General features: G+C 45.7%; 20 protein-coding genes and 4 tRNA genes. 4 read left to right on the top strand and 20 right to left on the bottom strand.

Annotated elements, in window-relative coordinates; all coding sequences use genetic code 11:
- Positions 1 to 135: 135 nt before the first annotated feature.
- Positions 136 to 2,283, top strand: a complete 2,148-nt coding sequence (locus BC343_RS31580; RefSeq protein ID WP_238381769.1) for a sensor histidine kinase — start codon at positions 136 to 138, stop codon at positions 2,281 to 2,283.
- A gap of 26 nt (positions 2,284 to 2,309) precedes the next feature.
- Here BC343_RS31580 and BC343_RS13140 read toward each other — a convergent pair whose 3' ends face one another.
- Complete coding sequence (locus tag BC343_RS13140) at positions 2,310 to 2,675, bottom strand: nuclear transport factor 2-like protein (RefSeq protein WP_143822171.1); 366 nt, start codon at positions 2,673 to 2,675, stop codon at positions 2,310 to 2,312.
- Positions 2,676 to 2,807: 132 nt separating this feature from the next.
- Here BC343_RS13140 and BC343_RS13145 point away from each other — a divergent pair, with 132 nt between their 5' ends.
- A complete protein-coding gene (locus tag BC343_RS13145; RefSeq protein ID WP_078348248.1) occupies positions 2,808 to 3,458 on the top strand; it encodes a hypothetical protein in 651 nt (216 codons plus the stop codon).
- A gap of 51 nt (positions 3,459 to 3,509) precedes the next feature.
- Here the strand turns inward: BC343_RS13145 and BC343_RS13150 are convergent, their stop codons facing one another.
- From BC343_RS13150 to BC343_RS13185, 8 genes are all read right to left on the bottom strand, one after another.
- Positions 3,510 to 3,863 carry a DUF4180 domain-containing protein gene (locus BC343_RS13150; protein WP_078348249.1) on the bottom strand — a complete coding sequence of 118 codons (354 nt, stop codon included), beginning with the start codon at positions 3,861 to 3,863 and terminating at the stop codon, positions 3,510 to 3,512.
- 26 nt (positions 3,864 to 3,889) lie between these two features.
- Positions 3,890 to 4,771 carry a helix-turn-helix domain-containing protein gene (locus BC343_RS13155; protein WP_078348250.1) on the bottom strand — a complete coding sequence of 294 codons (882 nt, stop codon included), beginning with the start codon at positions 4,769 to 4,771 and terminating at the stop codon, positions 3,890 to 3,892.
- A 5-nt stretch (positions 4,772 to 4,776) separates the two neighbouring features.
- Positions 4,777 to 5,241, bottom strand: a complete 465-nt coding sequence (locus BC343_RS13160; protein WP_078348251.1) for a nucleoside deaminase — start codon at positions 5,239 to 5,241, stop codon at positions 4,777 to 4,779.
- A 77-nt stretch (positions 5,242 to 5,318) separates the two neighbouring features.
- Positions 5,319 to 5,684 (bottom strand): DsrE family protein, encoded by a 366-nt coding sequence (locus tag BC343_RS13165; RefSeq protein WP_078348252.1) that lies wholly within the window; start codon positions 5,682 to 5,684, stop codon positions 5,319 to 5,321.
- A gap of 202 nt (positions 5,685 to 5,886) precedes the next feature.
- On the bottom strand, positions 5,887 to 6,972 hold the full coding sequence (locus BC343_RS13170) for an NADH:flavin oxidoreductase (RefSeq protein ID WP_078348253.1): 1,086 nt from the start codon (positions 6,970 to 6,972) through the stop codon (positions 5,887 to 5,889).
- A 6-nt stretch (positions 6,973 to 6,978) separates the two neighbouring features.
- Positions 6,979 to 7,632 (bottom strand): NUDIX hydrolase, encoded by a 654-nt coding sequence (locus tag BC343_RS13175; RefSeq protein ID WP_078348619.1) that lies wholly within the window; start codon positions 7,630 to 7,632, stop codon positions 6,979 to 6,981.
- A gap of 31 nt (positions 7,633 to 7,663) precedes the next feature.
- Positions 7,664 to 8,335: a DsbA family protein gene (locus BC343_RS13180; protein WP_078348254.1), complete on the bottom strand. Its 672-nt coding sequence runs from the start codon at positions 8,333 to 8,335 to the stop codon at positions 7,664 to 7,666.
- Between the two features lie 191 nt (positions 8,336 to 8,526).
- Positions 8,527 to 9,084: an NAD(P)H-dependent oxidoreductase gene (locus BC343_RS13185; protein ID WP_078348255.1), complete on the bottom strand. Its 558-nt coding sequence runs from the start codon at positions 9,082 to 9,084 to the stop codon at positions 8,527 to 8,529.
- Between the two features lie 91 nt (positions 9,085 to 9,175).
- On the opposite strand from BC343_RS13185, the gene BC343_RS13190 reads away from it, so the two are divergent.
- Complete coding sequence (locus tag BC343_RS13190; RefSeq protein ID WP_078348256.1) at positions 9,176 to 9,550, top strand: winged helix-turn-helix transcriptional regulator; 375 nt, start codon at positions 9,176 to 9,178, stop codon at positions 9,548 to 9,550.
- A gap of 96 nt (positions 9,551 to 9,646) precedes the next feature.
- On the top strand, positions 9,647 to 9,820 hold the full coding sequence (locus BC343_RS31015; RefSeq protein WP_156088752.1) for a hypothetical protein: 174 nt from the start codon (positions 9,647 to 9,649) through the stop codon (positions 9,818 to 9,820).
- Here BC343_RS31015 and BC343_RS13195 read toward each other — a convergent pair.
- The 11 genes from BC343_RS13195 to BC343_RS13250 form a co-directional block, all read right to left on the bottom strand.
- On the bottom strand, positions 9,806 to 10,369 hold the full coding sequence (locus tag BC343_RS13195) for a Fic/DOC family protein (RefSeq protein ID WP_162276866.1): 564 nt from the start codon (positions 10,367 to 10,369) through the stop codon (positions 9,806 to 9,808). The two genes, BC343_RS31015 and BC343_RS13195, sit on opposite strands and share 15 nt — an antisense overlap.
- 105 nt (positions 10,370 to 10,474) lie before the next feature.
- Positions 10,475 to 10,548: transfer RNA gene (locus BC343_RS13200), tRNA-Pro, on the bottom strand.
- A 92-nt stretch (positions 10,549 to 10,640) separates the two neighbouring features.
- Positions 10,641 to 10,714: transfer RNA gene (locus BC343_RS13205), tRNA-Pro, on the bottom strand.
- A 92-nt stretch (positions 10,715 to 10,806) separates the two neighbouring features.
- Positions 10,807 to 10,880: transfer RNA gene (locus BC343_RS13210), tRNA-Pro, on the bottom strand.
- 92 nt (positions 10,881 to 10,972) lie between these two features.
- A tRNA-Pro gene (locus BC343_RS13215) sits at positions 10,973 to 11,046 on the bottom strand.
- Positions 11,047 to 11,356: 310 nt separating this feature from the next.
- On the bottom strand, positions 11,357 to 11,896 hold the full coding sequence (locus BC343_RS13225) for an RDD family protein (RefSeq protein WP_162276867.1): 540 nt from the start codon (positions 11,894 to 11,896) through the stop codon (positions 11,357 to 11,359).
- A 7-nt stretch (positions 11,897 to 11,903) separates the two neighbouring features.
- The gene (locus tag BC343_RS13230) at positions 11,904 to 14,090 is read right to left on the bottom strand and encodes an outer membrane protein assembly factor BamB family protein (protein WP_078348260.1); all 2,187 of its coding nucleotides are present in this window, start codon (positions 14,088 to 14,090) and stop codon (positions 11,904 to 11,906) included.
- A 175-nt stretch (positions 14,091 to 14,265) separates the two neighbouring features.
- Complete coding sequence (locus BC343_RS13235) at positions 14,266 to 15,540, bottom strand: sugar MFS transporter (RefSeq protein WP_078348261.1); 1,275 nt, start codon at positions 15,538 to 15,540, stop codon at positions 14,266 to 14,268.
- A 196-nt stretch (positions 15,541 to 15,736) separates the two neighbouring features.
- Positions 15,737 to 16,600, bottom strand: coding sequence for a PKD domain-containing protein (locus BC343_RS13240; protein WP_078348262.1), 864 nt, complete (start codon positions 16,598 to 16,600; stop codon positions 15,737 to 15,739).
- Positions 16,601 to 16,619: 19 nt separating this feature from the next.
- Entirely contained in the window at positions 16,620 to 18,026 is a 1,407-nt protein-coding gene (locus BC343_RS13245; RefSeq protein ID WP_162276868.1) for a DUF4832 domain-containing protein, read from the bottom strand.
- A gap of 41 nt (positions 18,027 to 18,067) precedes the next feature.
- On the bottom strand, positions 18,068 to 19,531 hold the full coding sequence (locus BC343_RS13250) for a RagB/SusD family nutrient uptake outer membrane protein (RefSeq protein ID WP_078348264.1): 1,464 nt from the start codon (positions 19,529 to 19,531) through the stop codon (positions 18,068 to 18,070).

Here is a 19,531-nt window from a genome sequence, read left to right on the forward strand (position 1 = left end):
ACTGCGCGAAATGGGTATCACTTAACTATCAATAGTTCGAGGAATACTATCAATATGTCGTATAAAGGAACACTAAGTAAATTTTTGCCCTAAGCGAAAAAAAGGTTAAATTGTGATGCTTAAAATCCTGTCGCTGTGCGCATACTATCTAAACCCTTTTTAATTTACCTTCCGGTCTTGTTCCTGCTTTTAGTTATACCTGAATTTGCTGCCGCACAACAAAAACCGGATGCCAAGGCAGATACCGCATTGATAAAAATTTTGGACATGCCGGCCGATACCAACAAAGTAAATGCTTACCTGGGCTACGTGAAAACCAACGGTAAAATTTTCAAGAATGAAACGCTCTTTATGCGGAACACCTTGCAAATGGTGGGCATCGCGAAAAAAAAAGGCTTTAACAAAGGGCTTATCGCGCTGTATGATGAGCTTTTTCATTTTTACTTTTTTAGCAAAAACGATTTCAATAAGGCTTTCGACTATATAAACTATGCCTATAACCTTGCAAAGTCTACCGGCCATAACCGCGAAACCACTCATGCGCTGAGCCATTTGGCGCAATGCTACCTGTTCATTGGCGATAATGCTAAGGCCCTGGCGGCATACAGCGAGGCCGCAGCCATTTTAAAAACAGAAAAAAGCAGTTATAAGTTTCGTAGCGAAGCGGGGCTGACCGGTGCCATTGGGCGATTGTATGCCAACAATTTTAAACAATACAACAAAGCGCTGCCTTTCGACCTGAAGACGACACAACTCGCTATCAACATTAAAGACACAGCACTGATAGCGACTGGTTACGCGCAGGCCGCCAACGACTATTATCACCTAAAGCAATACCCAACAGCATACCTATATTGCCGAAAGTTTTTAGCTTTTGAAGGTGTAGAACGAAGTACCTCGTACCCTAACGTAAACAACACTTTGGGGTTGATATACCGCGACGCTTCGGATGCTGAACTTACCGGCATGGGTGTAGCACCGGCCGCGCGTCTTCAGAAAGTTTCGGAAGCCTTTGCCGAAGCCTTAAAATACGCTAAAATAGGCGCCTACTTGCCCAACCTTGTAGAGAGCCTTGAAAATACAAGCAGCCTTTATACACGCAAAGGGGACTACCAAAAGGCCTACGAAACATACAAGGAATACATACTACTTCGCGATAGCCTTGAAAACGCAGGGGCAAAAAAGAATATACTGCGCAAACAATTAAACTCGGAGTTTACGCGGCAGGCCGATTCCCTTAAATTTCAGCAGCAGCTAACCAATACCCAATTACGCGCCAAACAGGTACAGAGCTATTACTTTGTAGGCGGGCTTATTGTATTGGCGGCGCTCTCAGTTTTCATATGGCGCAACTATGATAACCAACGCAAATCAAATATTTTACTATCCGAAGCCAACCGGCATATTGCAGAAGCCAACGTGCAGCTAAACCAGCAACGAGCCGAAATTACCACCCAGCGCGACCGCCTAACCGAAACGGTGGCTACCCTTACCAGCACCCAGCAACAACTGATACAGACCGAAAAAATGGCCTCGCTTGGCGAACTTACCGCAGGCATAGCGCACGAAATTCAGAATCCATTGAACTTTGTGAATAATTTTTCGGAGGTAAGTATAGAAATGATAGCTGAAGCAAATGAGGAGTTTGAAAAAGGCGACCTTGAAGAAGCAAAAGCGATCATTAATGATGTTCAACAAAACATAGAAAAGATACACTTCCACGGCAAACGGGCCGATAGTATTGTAAAAAACATGCTGGAGCACAGCCGAGCCTCGGCAGGTAAACGCGAACTCACCGACGTTAACAAACTGGCGGATGAGTACCTACGCCTCGCCTACCACGGCTTGCGTGCAAAAGATAAAACCTTTAATGCCGAACTGGAAACTAACCTGGCAGATGATATGCCTTTGGTACCGCTTATTTCGCAGGATGTTGGCCGGGTACTGCTCAATTTATTCAATAATGCTTTTTATGCGGTTCAGCAAAAGCAGCGCACCGCACCCGATGGCTATAAACCAAAAGTAAGCCTGAGCACCAAACAAGAGGACGGGCAGATAATGATAAGCGTGAACGACAATGGCCATGGCATCCCTCCTGCCATCCGCGATAAAATCATGCAGCCATTCTTCACCACCAAGCCAACCGGCCAGGGAACAGGCCTTGGGCTATCGCTCAGCTACGATATCATCGTAAAATCGCACGGCGGTAAGATATTCCTGAACCCGGAGGTAACAGACGGCACTGAAATGATTGTTACGTTGCCGTTGAAAAAGGTTAGCTAACGCAATGCAATAGCAGCGGGCAACCATTAGCCATTCTCTGCCGGCCTATCAGAATTGCAGTAAGAGTGTATCTTCAGGATATTACCCTTATCGTCAAACTCGTAAACATCGCAGGAGTTAACTGTATTAACGGTTACTCCCTCGCGTATAAATTCGGCTTTGCCGTAGATAGCCACCCTGGCAGTATCTGCAACAATACCAAAAGTTTCGAATTTGGTGGTTACGGACCTGAAATATTCTGCTATCGAGCCGCAAAACTTTACCACATCGGCTTTACCCTGCAGGCGCATCTTCTCTTCGTAAATGTTCCACTCCACATTTTCGGCGAGGCGATGCTCCACCTCGCTAAATTTACCACCCGAAAATAATTCGGCTACTGCTGTATTTGTCATGGGTATGAATTTAAGGTTTTTTAAATGAAACGGAGTATACATGCAGCCATTTTGCTTTATACGGGTAAATAGCTAATTGACCAATTAAACCTTCTATGAATTTTACTATCAAACGTGAAACCTATCAAATCTATGGCCTCGAAACAATTTAAGTTTCTCGTATTTTTCTTATTATTTACCTGGTCAATTTCCGCTGACGCTCAAACCTACACTATCTCTAAAGATGTAAACATTTTTGGAGATACCATTACCACTTACAGAGATAATTATTCAACCAATAGTTTCAAGGTTGCCAACTCTAAAGACATTTTTGGGAACAGAGTTACCAAAGTAACTGATAGTAACGGAAATGAGATTAAAACCGTAAAAAGTTCGACAGACATTTTTGGCAACGAGACCCGCACAATTACTCAAAACGGACAGGCTGGCTACACAAGCGGCGCCCAAACCATGTCAGTTAAAAACACCACCGATGTATTCGGCAATGTGAATAAAACTATAACTGACGGCACAGGCCAAATAAACTCGATTAAAACTTCAAAAGATATTTTTGGTAACGAGACTAGGGTTTTATCCGACGGCTTTGGTCAGAACAAATTTACCATGAAAGAATCGAAAGATATTCTTGGTAATTCTACAAAGATTATATCCGACCAAAACGGCGTTCAAATTATAACCATAAAAACTTCAACAGATATTCTTGGCAACGATAGAGCCACAATAACTACCGACTTAGACCAGCAAACGGCAAATTCCATAATAATGCTCTTTAGCGGCCATTAGTACTATGAGATCCCAAATGCTGCGTGATACCGGGCTGCGTTACACCCCGCGTTAAGCTCTCGCCAGCGCTGCATCCACAGAACTAACAAAGTTGACCGTTTTGCCTTTGTTACTTTCGTAAATAAAATCGCGGAGGCTTTGGGATGCCGGCTCGTCAAAATCGCCCACAATAGCCAACCGCATGCGCCAATTAGAGCATTTTTGTAGCAGCTCGCCAGCCAACCCGCTTTTTAATTCAAAAAAGGATGGGTTTAGTTGAACGGCTTTTATGATCACCATGTCGAACCCCTGGTAATATAAGTCGGCCAATAACTGTGCACCTTCTTCAGCGTTAGCGATAAGTATATCATCTGATACCAACTCGGTTATTTGAAGGTTGCTTTTGTTATGGGTGATGATTTGCATTTTTATTGATTGATAATTGTAAAAGATCACGACGCACCTCTGTTAAACCCGATGGTGTCGCGGTAAAGTTGCGGCGATACTTCTGTTTTGCTTTTAAATACACGGCTAAAGTAATACTCGTCGTCGTAACCAAGCTCGTAAGCAATTTCCTTAACTGTTTTATCGGTAAGGTACAGCTCGCGTTTTGCTTCGATAATGATACGCTCAGTTATCAGATCAGATAGTGTTTTGTTGAAATGGCTCTTCGTGGCCCGTGCAAGCGAGGTTGGCGTAAGATGCAGCAGATCGGCATACTCGCTTGCCGAATGTTTCTCGCGAAAGTTATCCTCAATGGCATTCTTCAAATTTTGTATGAGCATAAGCTGTTTACCGTTGGCTGTTTCAACTTCCTGCACACTCTGCTGATCCAGCTTCATTCGGGTAGCCATAACCAGTAATAACTTCAGGTAAGAAACCAGCGCCTCATCTTTCCTGAACGAATCTGACTTTAATTCATTAGCAATACCATCAATAAGGTTAAACATTGTGGCCCTGCAACCATCATTCACCCGAACAAAGGGCTGCTCGTATACGTTGTTAAACAACAATCCGTTATTAGCTATCTCTTTATGATGCCGGTAAATACAAAAAAAATCGTGATGAAACTGGATAGCCACTCCCCTTAATCCACTTCTCGACTGCAGCATAAATGGCTGATAGGGATAAAAAGCAAACAGCGTATTCTCATTAAATGCATAGTCGCAAAAATCAACTTTAGCTACGCCTTCGCCCGAAGTAATGAGTATCAACGTAAAATAGTTATTCCGTTGCATGTGGTCGAAATAACTATTGTTATCAAACTCGAATAGCTTAAATGCCAGGTTACCGTTCTGCTGGTTAACAAGTGTATATACCGATTGAGATAACATGATATTTACAAATTACGGGCTTTTCTGAATTCATCACTCAGCAAGTCGCACTCCGCCTGATAAACTCCGCTGACTATAGTTGGCTTATTACCCCACTTAGGCACATCCTGTGTGGACAGAACATTGAATTGTGAAGTTGCACCGCCCACCAAAGGCACGGATGTTCCGTACACAATTTGAGGGATGTTATGGTGCCTTATCACGTATGAACACATAATGCAGGGTTCGTGAGTGGTGTACATGGTAGCCAGATGCAACTTTTCGGCATAACCATTATCTACGGCATTTCGCACCGCAACTATCTCCGCATGGTTGATTACATCACCTGTTGACCGGCCGGCCTCTACGCCTTTCCCAATTACCTCGTTATTAAAAACAAGCAAGGCACCGACAGGTGGGTCGCCCGCGGCGAGGGCAATTTTCGCCAGGCGAAGGCATTGCTGCATATAGTTCTCGTGTTGTTTTTGCATTGTTGAAGTTTAACCTGCATCAAAAATAAAAAACTGCCCCCTGATGATAACATCCGGGGACAGCCAATAAAACAAATTTAGAAAATCAAAACCTGGTAACCTTCATTTCTTAGGTTCAGCAAGCTTGGCAAGCCCGGGGTACCCGGCACTTTGTTATCATTTAACAGGTCGTAGCCCGAAACCTCGGTACCAAATACGGCAACACAACCTTGCGATAACCCATGAACATGGTCTTTTACCTCATTATAAAGGCCGTTTACAGGATGTTCTGCTTTCTCCAATTGTTCGGGCCACCTGATGCCTGCGCCCTGAAAAATGATCTTTACATCTTCGCCCGCATGTTTAAACTCGTATGCGGATGCCAAAGCGTTAAATATGCGCCCAAGCGCTTCTTCTGAACCAGCCTTGGGGTCAGAAAGAATTATGATAGCTGTTTTGCTCATATCAATGATTTTTAATTACACCACAAAGATGCCCGCTTGCGCCTTGCCATTGAATGGACGTTTTTGACTATGTAATGGATGATTTTTGCCTGAATAAAAATAAATGGGGGCTTAAAATCCTTGTAATTTCGATTCAGCCCATTACCAAAAACAAAGGCCCGCAATTATGTATTGCAGGCCTTTCATCACTCATTTATAATACTCAGGACCCCGGCTTAACAAATGTTTGCCAACCGCGCATGGTGGTTATAAAGCGCTCGCTTAAGCCGCCCCGGCGCAGGTAATCTGCTGTTACAGGCATGGCGGGGCTTTGGTACATCGGGTTTGCCTTTACCTGGAACGGGAAATCACGCTGAAGGATACCGGCGCGGGCTATCAAAACAAAGTCGCAGCCTTCGTTCAACAATTCGGCAGCGCGCTGGCCGCTGTATATCTTGCCGGCCACGCCTAACCGAACACCTTTGCGCGGTAGTTCGGTAAATATGCTCAGCATCGTTTTCCCCATAAAGCCACCCTCCCTAACTACCTGTGCCGAATCCCAAAGGGCAAGGTCGAGATAGTCTATCAGCTCTTTATCAAACACCTCGGCAGTTATATCACGCATTTCTTCGAGGCGCAAACCATAACGTTCTATGGATAATCGCCACCCTATTTGAAAATCCGGGCCGCAAGCCTTACGGATGCCTTCGATCACCTCAATGGTGAAACGTGCACGATTCTCCAGGCTGCCGCCATATTTATCTGTACGGTCGTTCAAATGCGGCGACATAAATTCTGAAAGTATCCACCCAAATGCGCCATGTACCGAAACGCCGTTAAACCCTGCAAGCTGCGCTCTTTTAGCGGCAGCTATAAAGCTATCGCGGATACGTTCTATTTCTTCTATAGTGATGGCTTTTATACCGGGTACGGTTTTGCCTGAAGCCGGAGCAGGTATCCCGCCCACCTCGGGTTTCGCCCTATGCCCGCCATGGTGCAACTGTACCGCAGAAAGGGAACCGCCATTGCGGATGGCCGTAGCTATTTTGGTAAGCCCCGGCAAATGGGCATCGCTATGGATACCAAACTGGCGTTCAAAAGCGATAGCACCGGCCTCTACTGTTGCGGCACTGGTTTGGATGAGGCCATAACCGCTTTCGGCAAGTTGCTGGTACCATAACTGGTCGAACTCGGATGCCGTACCATCAAACTCGCTCTGCTGGCTGGTTAGCGGTGCCAGCATAAAACGGTTTCGCATTGCCGGCCCATGCAACAGGGTGAGCGGCTTGAAAAGATCAGAAACTGACATAATGTTTTATATTTTAATATCTGTTTTGATGCTGCTTACTACAAAAAGCAGTTCATTAATAATTTTGGCAGTGGCTCCCCAAACCCGGTGGCCCTGCAGATCGTAATACGGCGTAAGTACTTTATCGCCGGGGATGTTAATTTCGCTTATACCCCAATGATCAGCATTGGAGAAATGGCTGAAGTGAACCTCAAAAATCTGCCCCACTTCACGGGTGTCAGGCACAAACGTTGGGCGGTATGGCATATATCCCACCACGGGTAACACCGTAAAATTGCTGGGGCTAATGTATATTTCGGTAAGCGTGCCCAAAACTTGCACATCTTTAGCAACTGATCCTATTTCTTCATTTGCTTCGCGCAGGGCTGTTGTAACCAGGTTTTTATCAGTTAGCTCATACTTCCCGCCGGGAAACGAAACCTCGCCGGAATGGTAGCCTGTATAGTTTCGCCGTAAAATCAGTGGGAAATATATCTTATCCCCGCAGGGATACAGCAGTAGCAACACAGCGCTTTTGCGTGTACTTTCATCGGGCAGTACACCTAAATACTTGGCAACCCTTGCTTCCATCGCCTGATGGGCCATTGCGCCGGGAAGTGTTTGCTTTAAACGCTGTGTGAGTTGCTCGCGGAACGAACTAAAGGAAATTATTGCACCCATGTTTAATACGCTAAACCAATTTTTAACCGGCTTAAAAAGCGCAGAAACCATCGGCACACGATTGCCCGCTGTTTAGCTCGCCGGCGTTTTGTTGAGCCAACTGCTCATCGACTACTTTTTTGAGCAGATCGAACTTTTGAAAACCACGGGTAAGTACCTTAACCGCTCCGTTATCAATAGTAAGCAACGTAGGGAACCCCTGCACACCCAATTGTCGGCTAAATTCAAACCCCTCTATAGTTTTACGTTTCATCACATCCGACTTGAAATTTTCAAAAAAAACATCTCTGCTGATGCCTAATTCTTCGGCCAGATCCGCAAGAACTTCATCGTTTGTGATATCCCTGCCATTAACGTAAAATGCTGTTTGCATAAGACTTAAATATTCAAAGTCTTTTCCCGGCATCAGGTTTTGTACCACCACCATTGCGCGGCTCGATGGCTCTGTATCGTACCGAAAAGTATCAGACACAAACTTCATAGCATGATCAAAGTATTGGCCGCTCATCCGGTTCACGTTTCGCCAATGATATTCCAGGAACTCCCTATACTCGGCATCAACTATTTGTTTGCTAAAGGGTGAAAAGCCGCCGGAAATAATTTGCAGATCGATATTGGGATAGTTTTCTTTTAACTGCTTTACTGTAGGGCTAAAACCATAACACCATGAACACATGGGGTCGGTGAAATAGTATATTTTCATAACACTCAAATTTTATTACACCACAAAGATGGCCCGGCACTACAGACCGGAAAATGGATGTTTTCTACTTTGTGATGGATGTTTTTGAATAGGTGGGCGCTAAAATTGCCGACAAAGAAAAAGGGCCTATCGGTAAACCAATAGCCCCTTTCAACAGGGATGTTTAAAATACCCGCAGGTACAGCGCTCTATTAAGCTGCATTGGCATCCGCATTTTTAAAACGTTCCAAAAAATCGAGATATAGCGGTACACTGTTTTCTACCCATTCTTCCGAGGGCTCGAACGTCATTCCATAGTATGCAAATAGTGGCTGATAGTCGGCCTTTATCCAGTCAAACAATGCTTCATACGGGCGCGTAAGATCTTCCAGGGTAAATTTGAGGGGCGTTCCGTGTTGTAAATGCTCTTCTTTTAAACCTAAGGTAATAGCCAATGCCACTTTCTTTCCTCTAAACTTAAAGCCACTTGAACTGCCGTAGGCCCAACCGTGTGTAAGTACTTCGTCAAACCACTTTTTTAGTAATGCCGGGGCATAATACCAGTAATACGGAAACTGAAAAATGATATGGTCGTGTTCCTCAACCAGCTTTTGTTCTGCTGCAATATCAAATTTCTGGTCGGGGTAAATTTGATGTAGCTGGTGTACATGAAACTGCTCCGGAAACTTCTCTAATTCCTTAACCCATTTTTTGTTTATCACTGAATTGTTGATATCAGGATGAGTGACAATGATCAATGTTTTTTTCATTTTAAATTCAAATTATGCGGCAAAGGTATTTCGCACAATTTGAACCATCTATATTCGCAACCCGTTGTAGGATACTATAAAAAATGTGAGTATGTCTAAAATAAAAGAAAGCTCTACCAACTTTGCAAACAAACAAGCGTTGGCCAATCATTGCTCTGAGGTGTATGCCTCAATCGTTCTTGGCGGCCAATGGTCTATAGCTATTTGCTCGTGGTTAGCAAACGGAAAGCTTAGATTTTGCGAGCTAAAAAAGATTTTACCAAACATTACCGAACGGATGCTCACCCTGCAACTAAAAAAACTGGAGGAGCAAAAGATCATCAGCCGCACCGTATACCCCGAAGTGCCGCCAAGAGTTGAATACGAGTTGACAGCGATAGGCTATGAGTTAATTCCGATAATTAAAATGCTGGAAAGCTGGGGCGAGAAGCACAAAAAGTGCATGGGTAGCTGCAATAGCTTATAAACCGAAAGAGGAGATGGCAAGATTCGAACCGGCGGCCTCCACATCATAAATGTGCGCGATAAAATTGTATTAAATAAATATTGTAACTTTGATATTATGAAACTCAGAGAAAAAATAAACTCATTGAAAGATAGTGCCTTTGTAAAGCAGATGATGGTAAACTCTGTGTACGGTACAATGGAATTAGAACAGCAGGGAGTTTCTCGCGCTAAGATTGAACAGTTGTACGATAAATTGCAATTAGAAAAAGGGAAATCAAAGCAGCAATAATCTTTGACTAATTAAGTCCTTTAGTAAGCTATTATCGAAATTATCAGCTGCTTTTAAAGCCGCTTTATACCCCTCCCGCTCCTTACCGTCTTCTCTTATATATAATTGAATATTTTGATATCCATTTAAATTGGCGATCAAGTCGGTAATCAATCGTGCAGTTCGCCCGTTTCCATTGTTAAATGGATGAATTTGCGTGTATCGATGATGAACATAACACAACGTATCAATCAATTCGTTTTGATTTGAGCTCCGGCTTTTAAGAAAATTTACTTGCTCAGCGTATTCTATAACAGCGTAGGGCACTTTTTGAGGGGCAATACCAATATTGGTTACTTGGCTTCGCCATTTGCCTGCCCAGTCGTACAGGCCTGTAAAAACCGCTTTATGAATATCAATTATCAACTTCGTGTCGAATACGAGATCCAAATCAAGGTCTAAAATAAATTCTTGTGCTCTTAATATACCAAGTGCTTCCAATTCGTTTAAATGTGCAAGGTCGGTTATACCCAACAAATTATCATGCCTGTCCGGATCGAAGATGCCCATGAACAAATTTAACCATTTGTGCATGCTAATTTACTATTCTCGCTCAAACAAAAAGCCCTCAGAATTTATATCCTGAGGGCTTTTATTGCTTTGGTATCGCTTTTGTCGGGATGGCAGGATTCGAACCTGCGGCCTCCACATCCCAAATGTGGCGCGATACCGGGCTACGCTACATCCCGTGGGCTTTCGCCGAAACTCATTATCCCCAATCTGAAAACAAAACCCTCAGAACTTGCATTCTGAGGGTTTTTAATGCTTGGTATCGCTTTTGTCGGGATGGCAGGATTCGAACCTGCGGCCTCCACATCCCAAATGTGGCGCGATACCGGGCTACGCTACATCCCGTGGGCTTTCGCCGAAACTCATTATCCCCAATCTGAAAACAAAACCCTCAGAACTTGCATTCTGAGGGTTTTTAATGCTTGGTATCGCTTTTGTCGGGATGGCAGGATTCGAACCTGCGGCCTCCACATCCCAAATGTGGCGCGATACCGGGCTACGCTACATCCCGTGGGCTTTCGCCGAAACTCATTATCCCCAATCTGAAAACAAAACCCTCAGAACTTGCATTCTGAGGGTTTTTAATGCTTGGTATCGCTTTTGTCGGGATGGCAGGATTCGAACCTGCGGCCTCCACATCCCAAATGTGGCGCGATACCGGGCTACGCTACATCCCGTTCCCGATTGGGTTTGCAAAAGTAGAAAATCCACCGAACTTGTCAAACTTTTTTTGAAAGAATTTCAACACCCCGCTTTAACAAATTCATTTGCAAAAACTTAATTTCTTATTTTCACAAAAGCAACAAGGCAGCCGGGCGCTTTTGCAGCAATTTGCAGCTAAAATACTGCAAATGCGTTATTGCTTACGCCTTGTAATAGTTTGTTCTTTACAACGGCAAAAACGGGTACGCAACCCGCAAAACCTTAAACAACCGGGGAGGGTTGTTAGTGTAGGCCCGTTATCCTTAACAAGGAGCGGGCCTGTTTTTATTTGAGCAGATCATTTTGCTCCTGCAATGCCTTTATCTCACTCAACCTGGAAGCTTTTACAATGTAGGTATCGCATAACCGGTTATTCAAGTTCATATTATAGCGCCAGGTAGGTTCGCCGGTAACCGGGAAAGCGATACGCGTACCAGGCAACAACGAAAGATTTAAAACTGCCAGGGCGTTTCTTTTAAGAGACAGCCAAAAAACCGGGTAATTGCCATCATCATCGATCACTTTCAGGCCCAACAGATATTTACCCAAAGTATCACCACGCAAATGCTCACATATTGCTCCATAAATATCAACCAAAACTATAGCTATAAGTATGCTTAACTGAAAATGCTGAGTGAGTTTAATAGCAGGCAGCAAAAAAATAAGCATATCAATACCTTTTGCCCAGGCTCGCGGGAAATGGCTTTCGATAGCAGGGTTATACTTCAGCAAAAAAGTACGCTCTTCATAATAACGGTTGCCGTAATCGTCTTTTATAGGGCGATGCACAGTTTTTTTCACCAATATTTCGGATATCTTTTTCACTGAACATCTACAATGCAAAAGCCACATAACTATCGCCCGACTTGCTGCCTATCTTCCCTCCTCCGCAGGCAATAACAATGTATTGCCTACCATCTATCTCGTAACAAGCCGGAGTTGCGTAACCGGCTGCAGGCAGTTTAGCCTCCCAAAGCTGCTTGCCTGTTTTTTTATCAAAAGCGCGTATTTTTTCGTCTTTAGTTGCGGCTATGAATACCAGCCCGCCCTTAGTAACCAGCGGGCCGCCATAGGTTTCGGTACCGGTAATAGGGATGCCGCGTTTGGTAAGTTCGGGATATTCGCCCAGCGGCACTTTCCATAGTAGTTTGCCGCTGGTTAGGTCTACAGCGTTGAGTGTGCCCCATGGCGGTTTTATGCCGGGGTAACCATCCTTATCTAAAAAGCGGGTGTAGCCTGCCATGGTATATGGCGCTGGCGGTAAAGCGCTTTTCTCGGCAGCTACAGGCGTTGCCCCGCCCCTGCCTGCCGGGCCGGTGGCTTCTTTTTCGGGAATCTTCAATAAGAATGCCAGTATGGCCTTCTTCTCACCATCGGGTATGGCTTTGAAAGATGGCATCATGTTGCGCCCGTTATCGATAATATTTTTGGCCTGTGCTTCGGTGTATTTCTTTTCCAGGTTCAGCAGCGCGGGTATGGTACTGCCGTTGCCTTTCAGGTCGGCGCCGTGGCAACTAATGCAACGCTGGTTGTACAGGGCTTTGCCTGCACCGGCAAGGGTATGGTCGTTACCGTCGCTTTTGGGCACATCTATCATTACCTGCGCCCAGGGTAGTTCGGTACTGTTTACGTAGAGTACTTTGGTTTGCTGGTCAACCGCAGCGCCACCCCACTCGCCACCACCATCAAAGCCCGGGAATATCCAGCCGCCATCTTTACTTGGCGGACTAAATTTTGCCCTGTACTTTACCTTCAGGTATTTCTCCATCATCTCTTTGTGCGCCTCGGGCGAAATATCGGTTACGTCCTCGGGCTCAAATTTCTGGCGGGCAAACGGCTCGGGCAAGGTGGGTATAGGCTGTGTTGGCCAGGGTGCTTCGCCGGGTAGGCCGTTGGTGGGCACGGGCGTTTCTTTTATAGGGAAGATAGGTTTTCCCGTCTCACGGTCGAACATAAAAACGTAGCCGTGTTTGGTTATTTGGGCTACGGCATCAATCTCCTTACCATCTTTAGTAATGGTTACCAGGTTGGGATTGGCGGGCAGGTCACGGTCCCAAAGGTCATGGTGTACGAATTGGTAATGCCATATATATTTGCCTGTAACCGCATTTAAGGCGATAAGTGAATTGGCGAACAAATTCTGCCCCTTCCTATTGCCACCATAAAAATCGCCGCCTACAGAGCCCGTAGGGATGTATACGATACCACGTTGCTCATCTACCGACATACCCGACCAGTTATTGGCCCCGCCAAGGTATTTCCAGGCATCTTTATTCTCCCAGGTATCGTAGCCCAGCTCGCCGGGGTGCGGTATGGTGTTAAAGCTCCAGCGCAGTTTGCCGGTAAGCACATCGTAGGCGCGGATGGGTGCCGGTGCCGCGTCTTCACTTTCGGATACGCGCACGCCCATTACTAATACATCTTTATAAATTACGCCAGGCGTGGTTGATGCTACAAAGGAATGTATCACGCGGCCAACGTTCTCGGTCATGTCCAAATAACCGCCTTTACCAAAATTGGCTACAGGTTTGCCCGTTGCGGCATCAATGCAGTAAACCTTATCGCCCACGTTGTAGAAAATACGCTTGTTGCCGCCGTTATCGTCCTGCCAATAAACTACACCGCGGTTTACCTTGTAGTAAAACATGGGGTTGAATTTAGCGGCAGTATCCAAAGCCGCCGGGTCGAACAACCAGTGTTGCTTCCCGCTTACCGCATCTAACGCAAACAGTTTGAGTTTTGGGGTGGAGCCGTAAAGCACACCATCAACCATTATAGGGTTACATTGGTTTTGGGTGCGGTTGGCGGTATCGCGGTCGCCCGAGCTATAGGCCCAGGCCTGTTTAAGCCCGGCTATATTCTGCGGGGTAATTACTTCGCTCGATGAATAACGCGCACCATCCTTACTACCGGCGTAAGTGCCCCAGCCTTTGTAGTCGGTTTTATTTCCCGGTGAATTGCAGGCATTAAGCAAAACAGAAAGGGATAACGCGGAAAGGGCGAGATAAACTGGTTTCATATCAATAGCGGCTTATGAGGTTGGGCGCAGAAAAGCGCCAATGCCAAGCTATGAAATAATTCAAGGAAACCAAAAACAAAAAGCAGCAGCTCGGAGACGGCTATCCTACCCGCCATCCCCTCACCACTGCTCAACAAAATCAACTAAACAAACTATAAATTAATGCCTTGGGCTATTACACACTTTGCCTGTGGCCAAAAACTGCATAGTAAAAAATATAAACATAGCAGGGCACCATGCTGCACAAAAAGGCCAGTTGCGCACCCATACTCTTAGCCAATGAAGCGTAAACCTGCGGCAATATGGCACCGCCGGCAATACCCATCACCAGCAATGCCGAACCTATTTTGGTGTACTTGCCCAGCCCCTTAATAGCAAGCGGCCAAATAGTAGGCCACATAAGCGAGTTGGCCAAACCCAGTAAGGCAATAAACATTATACTGAGATAACCCGTAGTAAAATACGCTAATACAGAAAACAACACACCTGTTAATGCTGATAGCATCAGCGCTTTATCCTGTTTAAGGTAACGGGGGATGGCTACAATACCGATGATATAACCCACCACCATAGATGCCAAAGTGTAAGATGTAAATATCTTGGTTTGATCGAGGCTCATGCCCAGGGCTTTGCCGTAGCTGCCTATCACATCGCCGGCCATCACTTCAACGCCTACATACAGAAATATGCAGATGATACCCAGGTTAAGGTTACTGTAACTAAACACGCTCGGTTTGGCGGCAACAACGGTTCCATCATCGGCTACGGCATCGCCATCGGTATTTATTTCGGGTAGCGATGAAGATTTGATCAACAAAGCTAACACTGCTAATACCACAGCTATCACCACATAAGGCGCAATAACCCGGCCGGCAAGTTCGCTCAGTAAGGCATCTTTTTGGGCGGCGTCGGTGGTGGCTTTCAGTTGCGTTTCTATACCCTGGGCTCCTTTCAATACCAATGCACTTAAAACCAGCGGACTAAGTACCCCTGCTATTTTATTACAAATACCCATAATACTAATGCGCTGCGCTGCACTCTCTATAGGCCCAACAATGGCAATGTATGGGTTTGATGCTGTTTGCAATAACGACAAACCCATCCCCTGTATGAACAAGCCTGCCAGGAACAACGGGAATGCCCTTGTATTGGCAGCCGGTACAAAAACCAAAGCCCCTATCCCCATCACCAAAAGCCCCAGCGACATACCATTTTTGAAACCCGTTCTTTTAAGAATGTATGATGATGGAATTGAAAGGAAAAAGTAGGCCATGTAAAAGGCAAAGGTTACCAGCAGGGCTTCGGATGTACTCAACTGGCAGGCCAGTTGCAAAAAGGGTATCAGTGTACCATTAAGCCAGGTAACAAAGCCGAACACGAAGAATAACGCGCCGATAATGATGATCGGGTTTAAGGCGGGCTTTTTTGTTGCGATGGTTGCGGTTGACATGAGTGTGATTTGGATGGAAATATAATATCAGCATACACATTCCCTCCTTGGGGAGGGGTGCGGTTGCCGGAGCGCAAAGGCAGGGAGGGGTTTAGCCATAAGGCAATTCGTTAATGCGTAACTACCTAACCCCTCCCTGCATTTGCACACAACCCGGCACACCCCTCCCTAAGGAGGGAATAAAAAATTCAGGCGTCTACAACGTTACTTTCAAAAATGCCGAAGTTGGTGCACCGTTCTCGGGCATAATACCAATGGTTGCCCAGCCGCTTGTACTTTCCATAAAGGCAAAATTCACGAAGTTTTTGGTGGTGCCCAGCTTATCTTTCTTTATAGAAAGCTCGATGATGTTTTTGCCGGCTACTGTTTTAACAGTGGAATAATGGAACACATCAGGAAAATCGCCAACTACATTGAAACTAAATGAGTTTTGCCCGCCCACATGCTGGAATAAATTACCCCAACCACCTGTAAGGCTGCCTTCTAACAAATAGTCGGCCCCTGATGCAGCCGGATACGAGCCAACGGTATAACCGGTAGCGTTGTTATTATCGGCATCAATGTATACATCCAAAATTTCCATCTTCATATCTGCCGTACCTTCCAGCAAAAAGAATATATCTGTCGACGAGGCAAAGGTTTTAATGCCCGTTAGCGTACCGCCAGATGGTAGCGTATTGGTGTACGCATAGTCTACATACTGCCAATCGGTAAAGTCGCCGTCTATTTTAATATTGGGGCCTATGATGCTCACGGTATCTTTAAAGGTACTGGTAGCTTCGCCACTTTTAGCGGTAAGCGTTACCAGGAAATCGCCTTTGCTTTTAAAAATGTGCTGAGGCGCTTTTTTTGTTGAACCTTCGGCGCTGCCGTCGCCAAAATCCCAGCTATACTCGGTGGCATTGGTAGAGAAGTTGGTGAAGTTAACGTTATAGCCATCGGCTACGTAGCTGAATACGGCTTTGGTGCCGTTGCCATTTTCGCCGCTCTTTTTACAAGAGCCTAAGGCCAGTGCGGCTATAACGATGCCGCACAGGTAGTAGGTAAAATTCTTTTTCATCGTTTTATGCTTTTAAATTTTATTGAATCTTTAAACTTGATTTAAGGTCGTTCATGCCGCCGTTATCGGTAACCCATGTACCGGTGTTGGCAAACCTTACGGCATACTCTGTTTTGCTTTTCAGGCTGGCGGCTTGGTCCGCAGCGCGCAGGTATAGTGCGTAATCGCCGGCGGGAACACTGCTCAGGCTAACGGTTTCGCCAATATTAAAGTTAGCTACCGCTGTAGTTGCCGGCTTGCAGGTACGTATATCGTAAGTAAGCGGCACTTCGTAATAAGAGCCTGTTGTTTTGTTTTTTAAGATGAGGCTGGTGCTTTTTTTATTGTAAAGCGGGGCGTAACCTGTGTTGGTGATGTTGATGTTCAACTTTAGGCTGCCGTTTACGTTTGCTGTGGCCGGTATAACGGCGTTCACCAACGATATGCGGTAACCCAGGTTGCGTACAAATTCATCGAAACAACCCGATGTTCTCCAGGCGCTAAGCGTTGGCTGATAGTAATCGAGGTTGAGGTAGGTCCAGCGCAGCAGTTTCATTTGGGTACGGCCGTTATCGCAACTGGCCGAGTAGCCACCTATAGGCGGGCAGGTTTCGCCACCAACAGGTACATAAAGCGCTTCGTTGCTGATGTATTGTTTCTCTACCGGGATGTTTACATAAGTACCATAATCATCTTCGCTGCCCAAAAAGCAATCGTTATGGTGGCCAACACGGGCAATATCGCTACCCGAGTAACCCTGCGCTGCCGCTATTGAAACCGCCGTGCCAAAAACGTTTTGCTTTTGCAGCGGTGTACGCACCTGCACCATAATATCCTGAGGCAGCACGCTCAGCAGTTTCAGCAAAACGGTTTTCTCGTTCTCGGTTGTGGCCAACCCGTTTGATGAAGTGTGCCATTCGCCATAAGCGCCTATAAAGCCCGCCTGCACAAATGCTATAACGTCTTTATTAGCTTCAAACAAGGGTTTCAATTGGTCGATGTGTTGCAACACTATTGACAAAGGCGCGTCAGAGCCGGTCATATCCTCTACATAAGCAAAACGAATAATACCTTTTATACCCGCGGTGCGCATAGCGTTAAGGTCGGCCTGTATAAAATCCAGCTTTGCCTGGTCAAGCGGCTTGGCTTTATAATCTTCAAGGTAAAATACACGCACGGCAAGCGTGGTGTTACCATTTATCCTGTAGTTGGCCAATGTAGTTGCATCTAAAGCTGTGCGCGCAGTATAAGTTTTGGTAAACCCGCGCTCGGGGTTGGCAAATATCTCGTTCGACGAGCTGAACGTAACCCCTGTTTCGGTAGTAGGGGGTGTTGGCTCCGGTGTAGATTTGCTGCCTTTGCCGCATGCCATTAATATCACGCAGCCTGCAACCAATGTGGCGGCCAGCGCTGTTGCAATTACTCCCCTCTTGTTCTTCTTCATCATTATCATCTTTTGTTTACAAAATAGCTTCTTAGGCCCGGGTATTAATTATAACCGGGGTTTTGTATGAACTTGCCCTTACCCTCGGCTATACGTGCCTGCGAGAATGGGTAAACCACTTTATTAGGGCCCGTATAAGTGGAATTTTTAACTTCCTGCGTACGCGATACAAATTTACCCATACGGATAAGGTCGGCGCGGTACTGGCCGTTTTCGCACCAAAACTCGTGGCTGCGTTCCAGCAGTATCAGGTCGTTAAATTGCGCCAGCGAAGCATAGCTCGCCAGCGGCTTGGCGGTAAGGCCTGCGCGGGTACGTACACGGGTAATCAAATCCATGGCTTCCTGGTTAGGGCCCGATATATTGGCAATAGCTTCTGCTTTTGATAATAATACATCGGCGTAGCGGTACATCATAATATCCACAGTAGTTAAACCCGTGGTGCGGTTAGCATCCTGGTCTATCTTTAATGGTATTGGGCCGAAGTTGATAAGCGTACCCGGGTTAGCGCGGTTGTAGGTAATACCATCGGTACCGGTAAACTCAGATAGCAGCAGGGTTTTGCGTTTATCAGCAGCCTCAAAGCTGTCATAAAAATACCAGGTGCTTTGTATGGTACCAAAACCACCTTTAGGGGCAAACACGGCAGGTAAAACCATCAGTTGCCATTGGTTCTCGCTGGTGCCCTGGTAATCGCAAGGGATAGCCCAGATGGTTTCGCGGCTGTTTTTAGCCCCCTCTAAACCAAACATGCCTACATAATCAGGGTCGATGCTGTAATAACCGTAAGCGATGATATCATTGCACAGGGTTAAAACTTCCTGCCAGTTCTTTTCGTGCAAGGCCAGGCGTATCTGTATCATTTTAGCCAAAGCTTTGTTAAACCTGCCATATTCGGCTTCTGCCGGTGCAGGCAAGTCGGCGGCGGCAGCTACCAAATCAGCTTTAATGTAAGCTACCATCTCATCGTTAGATAAACGTGCCAGTGGCTCTTCTTTCAAGGGATTCTTCAACAAATCTAACGGTGCAATTACAATGGGCCCATACAAGTCATACAGGGTGTAGGCCAGCAAGCCGCGGGCGCATCTTACTTGAGCAATGGCTCTCTTTTTCAGATCGTCGGTTACGGTCGATTTTTCGATCAGGTCGATGGTGTTAGTCATCATACTGATCTTGTTATAATAATCGTCGTAGTAATGCGTAAAGGCAAGATCGCTTGAGCGGAAATTGTGCATGGTGGCCAAAAATTGGTCGCCATAAGGGCCGTATAAAATTTCGGTAGTTGCATCGCTCAAAAACATCACGCCTTTTTCGGATGTAGAGAAGATACCATTGCCATACGAACCCCTAACCGGGTAATAGGCGGCATTTACCATGGCCTCCAAATCGGCCGCCGATTTGGGGAATATATTGGGGTTTATCTCCGAGTAATCCAGAGAAACCAGGTCTTTGGTACAGCTGCACATTGCCAGCACCAAACACACTATCAATAATTTATATTTTTTCAT

It is taken from the genome of Mucilaginibacter pedocola, assembly GCF_002013915.1.
GTDB lineage: Bacteria > Bacteroidota > Bacteroidia > Sphingobacteriales > Sphingobacteriaceae > Mucilaginibacter > Mucilaginibacter pedocola.